The 14,822-nt window shown below is 37.3% G+C and carries 6 protein-coding genes; 1 reads left to right on the top strand and 5 read right to left on the bottom strand.

Annotated elements, in window-relative coordinates; genetic code table 11:
- Positions 1-50: 50 nt before the first annotated feature.
- From FLEMA_RS75185 to FLEMA_RS77240, 4 genes are all read right to left on the bottom strand, one after another.
- A complete protein-coding gene (locus FLEMA_RS75185) occupies positions 51-1,334 on the bottom strand; it encodes an APC family permease (protein WP_044173999.1) in 1,284 nt (427 codons plus the stop codon).
- Positions 1,335-1,387: 53 nt separating this feature from the next.
- Positions 1,388-4,030, bottom strand: coding sequence for a TonB-dependent receptor (locus tag FLEMA_RS75180; RefSeq protein ID WP_044173996.1), 2,643 nt, complete (start codon positions 4,028-4,030; stop codon positions 1,388-1,390).
- A gap of 337 nt (positions 4,031-4,367) precedes the next feature.
- A complete protein-coding gene (locus FLEMA_RS75175; protein ID WP_044173995.1) occupies positions 4,368-5,129 on the bottom strand; it encodes an NIPSNAP family protein in 762 nt (253 codons plus the stop codon).
- Between the two features lie 213 nt (positions 5,130-5,342).
- Entirely contained in the window at positions 5,343-9,584 is a 4,242-nt protein-coding gene (locus FLEMA_RS77240) for an OmpA family protein (protein WP_081681402.1), read from the bottom strand.
- A 378-nt stretch (positions 9,585-9,962) separates the two neighbouring features.
- Between FLEMA_RS77240 and pth the strand changes: the two genes are divergently transcribed.
- On the top strand, positions 9,963-10,523 hold the full coding sequence (gene pth, locus FLEMA_RS0161530; RefSeq protein ID WP_026997525.1) for an aminoacyl-tRNA hydrolase: 561 nt from the start codon (positions 9,963-9,965) through the stop codon (positions 10,521-10,523).
- 1,350 nt (positions 10,524-11,873) lie between these two features.
- Here pth and FLEMA_RS75165 read toward each other — a convergent pair.
- On the bottom strand, positions 11,874-14,822 hold the full coding sequence (locus FLEMA_RS75165) for a protein O-mannosyl-transferase family (RefSeq protein WP_044173993.1): 2,949 nt from the start codon (positions 14,820-14,822) through the stop codon (positions 11,874-11,876).

The raw sequence follows: 14,822 nt of genomic DNA, 5'->3' as shown, positions 1-14,822 counted from the left end.
AGCTACTATGTATGGTAGCTTCAAGCTCAAATATCTTCTTAGGGTTTTCCTTATTTCTTATCCATCTGTTTAGAAATCCAGTAAGTAAGTGAACCTATGATTAAAATAATTAGTCCAACCAAACTTTCAAATGGTTTGTCCCATATAATAAATAGCAACACCAATACACTAAAAATAATGTAGGCATATTGTAAATAAGGTCGGAAAGGGCTTTTGAAACTGGTTTCTTTCCTTGGTGCTCCCAGTATACTCGCTACAGCCAACGTACCCATCAGTTGCAATAAAAATGAAGTATAAAGCAAGATTTGTTGCAAAGTACCCGACAACATTAATATCAAAATAATAGAACACTGAAGCCAGATAGCTCGTGTAGGAATACCATGCCGATTGGTAGGACGCAGCGATTTCCAGAGTGTATAATGCTGTGCCATTGAATGAATAATGCGTGGGCCAATCCAAATATACGAACTCATAGTAGCAATCAACTGAAAGGCTATACCTGCACTTATCCAGCGGTTGCCAATACGCCCAAGAATATTGCCTGTAGCAATTAGTGCTACTTCGGTTTGGCCTTGTAGTTGTTTAAAACTAGCAAATTTTAGAAAAACTAATTGTAACAATACATAAATAACGATTACCGAAATAGTACCAATAATTAGGGCTTTGGGTAAATCCTTTTTAGGGTTATCTATTTCGTCTACAATATAGGCGGCGGCATTCCATCCTGTGTAGGCATAGGTGACGTACAACAACGAAACGGCAAAACCCGATTTAAAAACTTCGTCGATCATCGGTGCTGTAGTATTAACGGCATTGTCAGGAAAAGGAGCAAACCATATTCCCAAACCTAATAATAGCAATATAAAAGCAATTTTTATAATGGTTGTAGCTACCTGAAATGTACCGCTTTGCTTTAAGCTAAAAGAGTGAAAAAAGGAGATTGCAACAATAATAAGAACAGTATATGCCCTCAAATGCGGAATAGCAAAAGGCGACAAATAGGCTTCCATGGCAATAGCAGCAATAGCTACAGGAGCCGAAAAACCAACTATCATGGATGTCCAAGCCGATAAATATCCTAAATATGGGTGAAACCCTTCACTAATAAATATATAATCGCCTCCCGATTTTTGATAATGTGTACCCAATTCGGCAAAAGTAAATGCCCCAATTAAGGCCAAAACACCTCCCAAAACCCACAACAAGACAATACTCCATACATTTTGTACATCGTTGAGCTGAAACCCAAGGCTTGTAAAAACACCTGTACCTACCATATTAGATACTACCAAAGTAATTGCTGTTTTCCAACCTATCTTATGAATCTTTGACATGAATGAATATCTTAAAAAAAAGAGGCGACTTGAGTGTCGCCTCTTTTACAATATTATAAGTTATAACTGAGTCTTGCAAACATATATCGTCCTGTTGTACCCATTTGTACAGGAGCGTATTTGAAAACCCCAAAATAGGAGTTTTCATAAATTTGCTTGTCAGGAAATACATCAAATACATTGTTTGCACCGAGGGTTGCACTCAACGCCTTCGTAATTTTGTACGAAGCTGTTATATCGACCACCACTTTTGCAGCGTGTACCTGCTCGCCTCCAAATGGAAAACCATTACGAGTTACTTTGCCAAAATAAGTATTACGATACATAAAACTTATTTTGTTTACACTATATACAAACTGCAATGTACTTTTTATGTTGGGTGAATTGGTTTCTATCAAACTTCTTTCTTGTGGCCCATAATAAATATCTTCTTGTCCAGCTAGCTTATCAGACAACGGATTTACTTTTGTCACCTCGTTTTTGTTGTAATTACCCGAGAAAGAAGTTTGTAAACTCCCATTACCAAGCGATGTTTTATGCGATATTACCAAGTCGATACCTCGTGTACGGGTATTGATAGCATTCGTAAAAAAACGACCCGTTGAAGCTCCTGCCGTTGCAAAAATAGCTCTTAACTCAGGAATTGGGTCGCCAAAGGCATCATTCCCAAAATTGCCAGTCAGTACAATTCTATCATCTACTTGTATTTGATAAGCATCTACTGTAATAGCAAAAGCTTTGCTAGGCGAAATGGTAAAACCTACTGTAGCATTTTTTGATGTTTCTTGCTTTAGCTTTGGTATACCTATTGCTTTGGCGATAGGGCTGTCGTTGGTAAAAATACCAGAGTTTAATAGAACGCCATCTACAACGTCAGTGGCGATGTTGTTGAAATACTGCTGATGCAAAGATGGAGCTCGGAAACCAGTACTATATGCCCCACGAATAGAAAATACGTCTGAAAAGCTATAACGTGCTGCAACCTTGCCATTGAGGGTATTCCCAAAATCTGAGTAATCTTCAAATCGTAATGCTCCACTCACCAAAAACTTAGTAGTAAGATTGGCCTCTAGGTCGGTATATAACGCCCAATTATGGCGGCTCTTATTGAGGGCATTCAAAGGACTAAAACCTGGGAAAGACTGAGCTCCACCGTTGATATACGATGCCTCCTCTCCTGCTTTAATTTGGTAGTTTTCATTTCTATATTCTGCTCCTGCGGCAAAGTTTAAGCCACTTAGTACCTCTTTCAAATACGATGAATAATCAATATTTATGGTATTTTGTGAAAATCGGTGTGAACCCGCATTGAAAGAAGTAGGACTTTTATCGCCCAACGAAGCATTGTTAGTATTACTTACTTCGTAGCCAAATGAGTTAGTCCCGAAAGTATTGCTAAGGTCTAAAATACTGGTCTCTCCTAGTTTGAATTTAGCCCCAACAGCCAACGACCCATCGAAAATATCAGAATTAAGATGTGGCTGGAAACCATTTGGAAATAAACTCAACACAACGGTTTCTTCGCTTGGCAAACGTCTAAAGCCAAAGCCTGTGCCTTTTCTAAAACCCAATCCACCAAAAGCATAAAGTTCTGTTTTTTCAGATACTTTATATCCCGAATTCACAAAAGCTTGAATATTGCTAATTTTGGCATCGCCTACCTGAAAATTAAAGTCGTCGCGAGTTAAACCTCTCTTTTTTAATTCATCATCATCAAATTTTCGAGATGCGGCTGGGTTTTCGGTAAAATCATACGCAAAGAAATTTCCCAAACTAGATTGGTCAAAAATTATCAAATCATGATTTTGTGAGCGAGAAGTTTTTTCGCGGTTATTAAATTGTGTAGCAATACTCACATGCCCTTTTTCTTTAGCAAAAGTAGTTCCATAATACAAATTTAGGTCTGCTGTTTGGCCATCTCCTCGCGAGGTAACTCCACCTGTTGCATTGGCCGCAAAGCCTGCGTTTTTCTTTAGTACTATATTGATTACACCAGCTATAGCATCCGAGCCATATTGTGCCGATGCACCATCACGGAGTACCTCTATGCGGTCGATAGCACTTACAGGAATAGCATTGAGGTCTGTTCCTACCGAACCATTCCCTACGGTGTTTTGGTAGTTTACCAGCGACGTAGTATGTCTTCTTTTACCATTGATCAAAACCAACACCTGGTCGGGGCCAAGGCCACGCAATGAAGCTGGGTCGATATGCTCTGTTCCATCTGAAGCCGATTGCCTATTGGCATTGAACGATGGCACTAAATAGTTCAAAATATCATTGACATTCAGCAATGGATTGGTGGTCTGAATATCTTTGAGGGCAATAATATCAACAGGTACAGCCGAATTGACTACGGTTCTATTTTGCGAACTTCTAGAACCCACCACCACAACTTCATTCAATTGCTTGGTGTCTTCCTGCAAGACAATCGAAAGAGAGCCTTGACCACTCGATTTTACTGTTCTTGTGATATATCCTACCAATGATACCTGTATTTCGTTGTTGGTATTGGCTTTTAATGGTAGTTCAAACTCGCCATTGCTGTTTGACACAACTCCGTTGTTAGTGCCTTTTTGAATAATACTCACACCCACCAATGCTTGCTTTTGGGCATCAATCACTTTTCCCTGAATTTTTTGAGCTAGTGAATCTATACTCAAAAAAAGACTTACAATCAGTAAAATATTCTTCATTTTATTAAGATTTAAACATTACCTATCAGAACTGAACGATGTATTTTTCTATACTAGGATAGGTAATGCTATGTATTAAACTATTCTTATAACTACAAAATTAACTAAGATTCTAATATAAAATCATTTTAATACGATATAATATACAAAATCTATAGTTTTAGTATATTTATCTCCCCCCCTAATACACGTGGTATTAGGGTTAGGAAAAGTGTTATCTATTACTGATGGAGATCTTGTATAAGGAGAATTTTAGCTGAATAGCTAACCATAATAACTCATAAACATTCAGAGTTATTGAATTTATTACTAAACCTACAATAGCCGCTTTTCTTGTTTATTTGATAGGAGAAAAATCGGCAGGAACCCAGTATTCGGAGGTAATACTTACAGTCAAAGAACCGCCAGCCTTTGCCTCGGTGGCCTTTTTGGCACTGAGCCACTCAGGGTCAACACCAAAGGCTTTGAAGCCATCAAGGCTAGTTTCTTTATCTTTATGAGCTAGTATATAATATAGCATATCATCGGCTCCTTGTGCTTTGTCGATAGGTGTCCAATAAATAATATTGGTCATACCATGTTTTTCGAGTAGCTTGACGGTATTATCACGGAATCTATCAAGCAGAGCCTGTAAATTGTTGGGGGTAGCCTTATAAACCCTTAATTCAAATATTCTATTTCCTACCGATTTCATATTGTAGGGTGAAAAATCGGTCATTTTCAAAAACAAATTTTCTATTTTAGCCACAATTTCGCCATTAACGGCACTTTCTTTCATTACTTTTTGCCAGCCTGTATCGGCCATAAAGCTTTTCCAAGAAGCTTCTCTGGCTTCACGAGAAGGGTACGACAACACATATATCATTTTATTCTCTTTGTTTTCGAGGGGCAACCAAAAGCCTTCTACTTTCATGTTGTGTTTGGCAAAATACTTGAGTGTATGATTGCGGAACCGAGCCATCAAATCTTCAAATTTGCCTTCTGAGGCATAATAAATTCGCATTTCGTAAACTCGGTCTTGGGGTGTATCTGCATTGGCCTGAAATAAGGCAATGAGACAAAACAGAAGTATACTCCAGAATGTTTTAGCTTTTTGCATAACGATAGTTATTGATAAAGTTGACTAATAAAGAATGAATTACAGTGTTTCTTAAAATGCCTGACATTACAAATTAACCATTTTTGTACAAAAAAAATAGCTCACAAAGTACTTTGCGAGCTATTTTTCTATTTATTGAAACCCTTATCAGAAACTATCTTACTTTTTTAAGGCTTGTACCAGCAATAAAGTGTTGAAACGTCTCTTACTTCTCTACTGAACCCCAACAATTTCCACTCTTCTATTTTTCTTTTTATTGTCTTCATTGTCGTTAGGAGCAACAGGGTTTGTACCACCATATCCTTTGTACGACAGGCGGGCTTCGTTGATGCCCTTGCTAACAAAATAATTTAAAATAACCTTCGCTCTATTTTCAGAAAGTGCCTTATTCAAACGAGGGTCGCCTACGTTATCGGTATGTCCTGCTATTTCGATTTTGGTAAGTGGGTTTTCCTTTAATATTGCCACCACTTTATCAAGCTCAGGATAAGAGTCTTTCCTTAAAATAAAGCTACTTTGTTCAAAATATACATGATTGAGAACAAACGATTTACCTGTTTCAATTTTTTCGATAGTAGCAGGTTCTTGTGGAGTAGCTACTGGTGTAGCTGTCAATACTGGTGCTTGTGCTACCACAGCTTCGTTGGACTTGTTCAATAATATTTCTCGTTTTTTATTGGCCGATGCTGGCTCTACTCTGGCCGAATACGAAACATACCCTATTGCTTGTATATCCAATTGGTAACTTGTTACAGGGCTTAAATCAGCCATAAAATCATCGCCTTGAGACGATAGGATCAATTCTTGGTTTGACTTCAAATCTACCAGTTTTGCTTTGACACTTGGTATGACCGCTTTGGTCTGTGCATCAAGTACCCTAAACGATAATAACGCTTCTTTTTCTAACCAAATAGCCATTTTAGCTTTTTCGCCTTTCATGCTTGCATCTGGTATAAATCTGCCATCATAAAGCTTGTATCCATCGGCTTTTACTTCAATAGTATAATTTATTTTTTCGAGCAAAGTAACATTCAAAAACTCATTTCTACTATCGGTTGTACCTTGTGCCACAATATCACCGCTAGGCAGTAGCACCTTCACTTGTGCAGGAACTTTGTGCTTCTTTACAGCATCAATAGCATATAATTGTAATTTGTATTGCTGAAATGGTTTTAGTTCTATGTCTTTCTTGAGGTCTTCAATTGTGGCCTGAATATCAGACTCAAATACCTCATAATTAGGCATACTTACTTTTAGTTTATATACACTACCAGGTTTTAGATTAGCACTCACTTCGCCATTGGGTAATGTTACTATAGCCGACACAGGCTTGTTGGTTTGGGCATCTACCAACGAAATCACAGCATCTTTAAGCACCCCTTTGGTTTCGGCATTTATCACTTTGACACTTAACAACGAATAGTCACGAGACATCCAGAGGGTAAAAACTTTTTGTTTTTCAGGGTCTGTAAAAGTAATTCTTTCCTTTTTAGGATTATATCCTTTTACAAAAACCTCCACTTCGTAGCTGTCTAGGGCAGGCAGAGTCATTTTATATTCCATTTTGCCCGAAACCGTCATACCTTGTGCTAGAGGTGACATATTGATTTTATAAATCTTGAATATTGCTTCTAGGGGTTTTTGTGTGGTAGAGTCTTTGGCCGAAAAACTTACGGTTAAATCTTTGGCTTGACGTACCATTCTACAAACCAAATCACTAATACCCAGATTGCTAAACTCTAGCGAAAAACGCTCATACCCTTGGGCGGTCAATTCTATGCGATATTTGTTTTCGGGCAATAAGCTAGCAGTGGCATTACCGTCTGTTCCTCTAACCACCTCTGGGCGAGACGCTCTGTCAGATAAATCATAAATAGCATAACTGTCTACCTCTATTTTTTCTTGGGTATTTTTGTCTATGGCTTTTACCGTAATCAAAGAATAAGCTTTTTCGAGACGGATAATATAATTGTATTTTTTACCTTCCACAAAATCGGCCATATTGAATGTACTTTGCTTTTGCTTGTAGGTTAAGGCTGACGTTTCTACTGTAAACACTTCTTTTTCTGTTACTTTCACTTCGGCTTCCGAGCGTTCTTTAATATGCTCAGTCATAAGGGCTTTTTCTAGCTTAATGGTTAGATTTGCTACTACAGGCTTATTGGTATGGCCATCTATTACCGAAAATACCACAGGAATCGTTTTGCGACGGCTCATCATAAAACTGAGTGTTCCGCCTTCGGGCATATCCTCGATTTTCTGCGAAATTCCGATATAGTTTTCAGCTTTTACAAAAACCTCGAACGAACCCGTACGCTTCATATTGGCTTTAAATTCGCCATTATTGCCCTTTAGTGTAGGTTTCATTTCGCCTGTTCTCAAATCGGCAATTTTTACGGTAGCTTCTTTAATCAGTTGCTTGGTGTCGGCATCTAAAATACGTATGGTAAGTGGATATTTGTCTGACATCAAATTGATGATAGAAATACGGCGGTCGCCCAAAACCAAATCCGAAATTTCCATTTCCTTGTCTACAGGCAAGTATCCATCGGCATTAACTTCTATTTTTAGGTTATCGTTTCCTGTTAAATTTACGGTAAAAAACTCGTTAGTGGCATTGGTGCTACCCTCAAAGGTTTTTCCTGCTTTTTTAGTCTTTACTTTGAAAGACGCATAAATTGGTGCTTGAGAATCGTTATCGAAGGCTTTGAAATTGATGGTTGAAACCCTTCTTGGAATAAGCTTCAAACTAACCTCCTTCATGTCGTCGGATTTGGTAAAAACTTGTTCCGTTTCCTCAAATAAATCCGATTGAATCACAAGCTTGTATTTTTTGCCCGACACCAATGTGGTTTTGCTAACACCTGTTTGAGGGTCTGATTCTATAGTTGCAGTTTGATTGGTAAACTGCTCGGTCAAAACAGCTTTCCAAGTTTTGAGAGCGGTATTAGTTTTTGCATCAATCGCTTTGATGGTATAATTAGGAGCTAGCGATTCGAGCCTCACGATAGTAACAGGATTTACGTCTTTGGTATTTTCAAACCTTACCAACTGTTTTTGGTCTTTGTAGCCTTTCATCGACACTGTCAGCTCGTAGTCGACTCCTGCTGCTATAGAAGCATGAAATTGGCTAGTAATGGCATTATTGATAAGCGATACCGATTGAGACGATTTCTTTTCGGTAAGGGTTATTGTGGCAGGCAACACAAAACTCGTATGGTCATCAACTGCCTGAAAACTAACTTTTAGCGAACCTTCTCGTGCTTTTGGCTGATTTTCACTTACTTCAGGGGTCGGTGCTGTTGCCACAATCGGCGACAATTTGATATTTTGTGTAACAGACTCACAGTCGGTCTTGTTGCTAAGGTCAACTACCACCCTTTTGAGGGCATATTTTTTATCTTGTATTTCAAACAAATATTTTTTTTGAGGTGACAAAACCGTTAGATAATGCCCGTCGGCACTATTGGAGGTTACAGATGTCAGCAACCTGCTATTCGATGTAATATCGTATATTGCAATTTTGGTAGCAACAGCTTGGTTGCTTAGCGAGTCGGTAAGTACCCCTTGGATTGTTTGAGAGCTAATAAAAGGAGCTTCTACGGTATAAATATCGTTATCTTTAACAAAATACATCAAATCGCCACAAGCCGCAACGGCAGCAAACAAATCGGCATCGGAAGTATTGATAAAACTCAACGCCTTTACCTCCGACCATCGGCCATTTTCCTGTAATTCTGAGCGATACAAATCAAAGTTGCCCAAACCCTCTTTTCTGACAGAAGCAAAAACCAAAGTTTTACCATCGGGCATAATTCTAGGCGATTTTTCACACGACAAATTCAGTGGGCTTGGTAACTCGGTAGCCGTTTGCCAATTACCACTAGCATCTTTTTCCGACACCATTAGTTTATAACAAAGCTGATTATCTTTTTTGTCGAGAGTATTATATTTGGCACGAGCAAAAAATAGTTTTTTTCCATCGGGCGAAAGCGAAGGATAGCCCTCATAATCGTTGGTATTGATAGCCGTATTCAAACGTTGTGGGGCCGACCAGCCACCAGTGGCATCGCGAGTACTCATATAAATATCTTCACGACCTGTAGCGTCTTTGCTAGTAGCCGAAAAAAATAAATAATTGCCATCATAACTAATACAAGGAGCACCAATCGGAGCGTTTTCGTAGAAAGTAGAACTAATACGAGCAATAGGCACAGGTACAGACCAAAGCTTACCTGTTTTTTTTGACTCAAATAATTTCCAATCACCCTGACGGTCTGATTCAAAAATCAAGGTTTTTCCATCGGCACTAATAGAGGGTGCAAGCTCCGAAAACTTAGCGGTATTAACAGGAGGTGGTAAAGCTTTTTTGTCCTGAGCAAAGCTCACTACTGATATAAATATAAATAGTAGGGCAAAGAATATAAATCTATTATTATCTGTTACGTTTCTCATGAGCGATTAGTTACTATACAAAATTAATTAATTTTGCCAATTCGTTCTAGTTGTTTTCTACGAAGCAAAAAGAAGTAATGAAAGAACATCTGATAATGAAATACTTATGAATCGACTATCAATCATAATATCCCCTATGAGTGAAATTATTTCTTTGTTAGTTTACAAATTCCATAGTATTTTATTATATTCTCATAAATTTTTTTGGGTAAACTCTAAAATAACACATTTAACCAAACTTCTTATCAGTATTTATTGGTTAAATGATAAAGCAGTTTTTCTACTTAGAAAAAATACATTGGATGCTTTCACTAAATCGTCGATATGTTTGAGAACGCATAGAATGACCAAATTTGTGTAATCATAATAAAAAACAAAATGAAATATTTAATTGTAGGGCTAGGAAATATTGGGCCAGAGTATTTATTAACAAGACATAATATTGGATTTATGGTGGTCGACAAACTGGCCGCAAGTTTTGAGGTTAAGTTTAGTATGGAACGCCTAGCCTACCATACCGAAATCAAATACAAAGGCAAACAAATACACCTTATCAAGCCTACTACTTATATGAATTTGAGTGGAAAAGCAGTAAATTATTGGATGAAAGAGCTTAAAGTAGAACAAGAGAATATTTTGGTTGTTACCGACGACATTGCTTTGCCTTATGCCAAGCTACGTCTCAAAACCAAGGGGTCGCATGGTGGCCACAATGGCCTCCGAAATATTGAGGAGGTTTTGGGTTCACAACAGTTTAATCGTTTGCGTTTTGGGGTTGGCGACGACTTTGCCAAAGGCCGACAAGCTGAGTACGTTTTAGGTAATTTTACAGGGAGCGAAATAGACCAACTTCCCGAGCATTTGGAACGTGCCTGCGAGATGGTAACTTGCTTCTGTACACAAGGGGTAAACATGACCATGAATAAATACAATCAATAATTGTATTTATTAAAGAATTTTTACTTTTTATCAAAAAAAGCAAATCAGAATTTTATCAAAGTATTTGTATCAGTATGCAGAATATTATTTTGATGTAGGTACATACATTTATAGTATATTAATACCTACTTACTGATTTTGAAATAGTTAGCAAGTACAATTATTAAAAAATCCAAATATTATATTTGGAGATTACAAAAACTTTGCAGAACTTTGCATCATCAAACAAGAGGGAAATAATTTGTACAAATCAACGAACACAAATTATAGATATTCTACCAAAAGTGACCTATTTTGGGTATAAGCGTCAAAAAAATACCATAGAAAATATTAGTCATTTTTTAGAACTTTAACACATTCATTCTTGTTTTTTATATAAGTATTAATACTGTATGTTTTGAGGGGATAGATAGAATACTTATATTGATAAAAGATATTTATTTTCATAGTTAAATAGGTTTAGAGGTAAGACAAAAAGAGCGTCTTTAATGAAGGCGCTACTTTTTAAAAAAATACAAAAAAAAGAAGCTTTATAAATATATTTTGGAGCAATTTTTGTAGTACTTATAGCAAGACATAATAAACCCTAGGGTTCATTTATATATTTTTTTCATAGTTAAATAGGTTTAGAGGTAAGACGAGAAAGGGCGTCTTCAATGAAGATGCCACTTTTTATTATTTCTAAATACATTAACCAAGATATTTGGCAGTTTTGCCACCCATTTTTTCATAGTTAAATAGGTTTAGAGGTAAGACGAGAAAGGGCGTCTTCAATGGAGATGCCACTTTTTTTATCACTAAGCTCATTCAACAAAATATTAGGCAAGCTTTGCCACTCGTTTTTTCATAGTTAAATAGGTTTAGAGGTAAGACGGGAAAGGGCGTTTTCAATGAAGACGCCACTTTTTATAACACTGGTTATTTTATGGTTGTGCAATGAGAATCGATGCGAGAAAATAATAGTGTTTTTGATTTAAAAAAAAAGGTGCAGTTATTTTTCATAGTTAAATAGGTTTAGAGGTAAGATTTTAAAGGACTTGGCTAATGGCTTGGTCCTTTTTTGGTTATTACCAAATAAAATTTCGCAAATTTTCCAACTTTATAGCTTTGATTCTTTTTTGCATTGCTCACCCAAAAAATATGTATATACATCATTTTTTCAAATCTCATCACTAAAACCTGTTTTTCTCAAAAAAAGATAATGAAAAAAAACTTGTACAATTCATAGTGAATATAAAGGTATGTGCCTATATTTGTATCAATTTTCATAGTTAAATAGGTTTAGAGGTTAAACAGATAAGGGCGGGAGATTCTCCTGTCCTTATTTTGATTCTGGGGATTTGCTTTTTTTTATATATTCAATATTTGCAAATTTCGGTGCAAAACTTGCTCATATTTTTTCCATTCTGGCTTATTGTATCTTTTGTACGACTCCACGATAATTTGTAAAATATATAAGCTCATTTGGATATTACGACTATCGTGTTGCTCAACAAAATAATCAAAATCATGCTTTTCTCGATTCACTAATTGTTCGGCAAGATGCAGGGCTTTTTTATCTTGACCCATACCCAAATACAGTGGAATAAAATTGGCCACAAGGTGATCAAAAGGAATACAAGTGTCGGGAATAGTACCTAGGGCAAAATCTAGCACTTCATTGGCTCTCTTAAAGTTTTTTTCATACACCAACTGCTCAGAAAGCCTCAAAAAATTCAAACGAGTTTGGTAAACTGGAAAAGCATAAAAATCTGTTTGATAATATACTTTAGGATTATTGAGTTCTCGCCACGTCGATTTTCGCATAAGGGTATCATACATCATTTCCGAATTAGCAAAGCCTTCGGTAGCTCCTTGTACTTTAAAAGGCATAAGTCGGTAGGCTAGCCCTTCCATCTGCATGAATTCTTTCATATTCAAAAAGTTGCGTCCTTGCAGCCCCGAAGCAAAGTAAATAGGGCGTTTCCAAGCATTTTTAGCATTTTGTGCGATAATATCTAGCTGTATCAATTCGGCTTTATAAATTCCTTCTTTACCGATATTCCATTCTATTTGATTGCTGATAAGTGGCTCAAATTGAGTAGCTATTTTGATATTTGCTCTTACTTTTTCTGGTTCTATTGGCAAATACAGAATCTCACTAGGCAGGGTATTGATACTACTTCCATCTTGCAAGGGCACTTTGATAGCCGGGTTATCTTCTTGTACCAACTTTAGGTATTCTTGCAGGTTAATACCATTTTTCACACTAGGGTTTTCATAAAATAAAATTTGTCCGTTTTGACCTTCCTGTAGCTGTTCTGCTTTCAACGAAATATCGATGCCTTCTGATTGGTAGATTTTTCGACGCATTTGCTCAATATACCAGTCGGCACTCAGCAACGACACATTACATACTCTTACGTCTGTCCTAAATCCTTCTACCTCTTGGGCATACCATAAACCAAATGTATCATTATCGCCTCCAGTAAATAAAATAGCATTTTTCTCACATGAGTTCAGTACATTCTTAGCAAAATCTACTTGATAAAAACGATTACTTCGGTCGTGGTCGTCATAATTTTGTTGGAGCAATATTATCGGAACAAACATCGATAAGCTTGCCGTACCTATTAATGTTGGAGTTGTTTTTTTCAGGATTTTTTGTAAAATCGTATACAGTTGTAAGGCCCCTACCCCTATCCAGATAGTAAAGAAATAGAACGAACCTACATAAATATAGTCTCGCTCGCGGGGTTCGATAGGCGAAGCGTTGAGAAATACCACCAAGGCCAAGCCAGTAAAGAGAAATAACAACGAGGTTACGGCCAAGTCTTTGGCATTTTTATGGTACAAAAGCCAAAAACCTAATACCCCTAATAGCAAAGGCAACATCCAATAGTTGTTATGAGCTTTGTTTTGAGCAATACGATATGGCAATGACGCTTTGTGTCGCCATTTGATAGTTCCTGCATCCTGATAATCACTTTCTCGGCTCACAAAATTCCATAAAAAATACCGCATATATCCTTGCGACAACTGATTTATGAAGAAATACTGGAGGTTATCGCTCATGGTAGGCTTTGCTCCTTTGGGTTTTTCGAGCAATTGTTCAAAAACAGCAGCATGGTCGGGGTTGCTGGTATAAATTCTAGGAAAAAGCATTTCATCGCCTTTGGCATAATTAAGCTTTTGTTTATAATCATATACTTTGTATTTCCCATCTTTCAACTGATACATGGGTTCACCTTTGTCGATACTTTCAAGCTCGGAAGCGTACGTTGGGCCGTACAACAAAGCTCGCTGCTCGTACTGTTCTCGTTTTAAATATTTTAGATAATTCAGAATATTGCCGGGGTTATTTTCATTGATAGGCGGATTGAATGAAGAACGCACTAAAGCCAAATTATATGATTGGTATCCTATCAAAACAAAAACAAAACAAAGTGTAGCCACATTCACCATTACCAATTGTTTTTGGATAGAGTACCGAAGCGTTGCATACAATATCCCAATCAATATGAACAAAAACACCACCACACCCGACATATAGGGCAAGCCTACTATATTAACCCAAAAAAGCTCGCTTTGAAAAGCCAAAGTAGGCAAACCTGCAATAACCCCCACATTGATTATGCCCAGTACAATCAGCCCAACCACAATTGATAAAATACTACCGCGATAATTGGCGTTAGGGTATTTTTTGAAATAATATACCAAAGCCAGTGCTGGAATAGCCACCAAGTTGAGCAAATGCACACCAATCGACAAACCTATTATGTAGGCTACCAAAACAATCCAGCGGTTGGCTTGAGCTTCGTCTTCAATAAGTTCCCATTTAAAGGCCATCCATACCATCAGGGCGATTAAAAAAGATGACATGGCATACACCTCGGCTTCTACAGCCGAAAACCAAAAAGTATCGGAAAAGGCAAATGCTAAAGAACCCACAATTCCTGCTACATAAAGCAATATCCATTCAGATTTGTTGAGCTGTGCAAAGGGTTTACCTATAGTTTTTCGGCCAATCATCACAATTGTCCAGTATAGCAACATAATAGTAAGGGCACTGGCTATAACAGACAGGAGATTTACAAAGAAGGCTACTTTTTCGGTATTGCTACCTGCCAGCAAAGCAAACAAACGACCGAGCATCAGGTATAAAGGAGCACCAGGTGGGTGAGGCACTTGAAGCTTATAGGCACAAGCAATAAATTCACCGCAATCCCAGAGTGATGCCGTGGGTTCGGTAGTAAGGTAATAGACCAAAAGGGCAATAGAAAACATACCCCAGCCAATTAGATTGTTGAGCTTTATCAT

It is taken from the genome of Flectobacillus major DSM 103 (assembly GCF_000427405.1).
Classification (GTDB): Bacteria; Bacteroidota; Bacteroidia; order Cytophagales; family Spirosomataceae; genus Flectobacillus; species Flectobacillus major.
The sequence above is the reverse complement of the archived record's forward strand: the minus strand, read 5'-3'. Positions and strand labels throughout refer to the sequence as shown.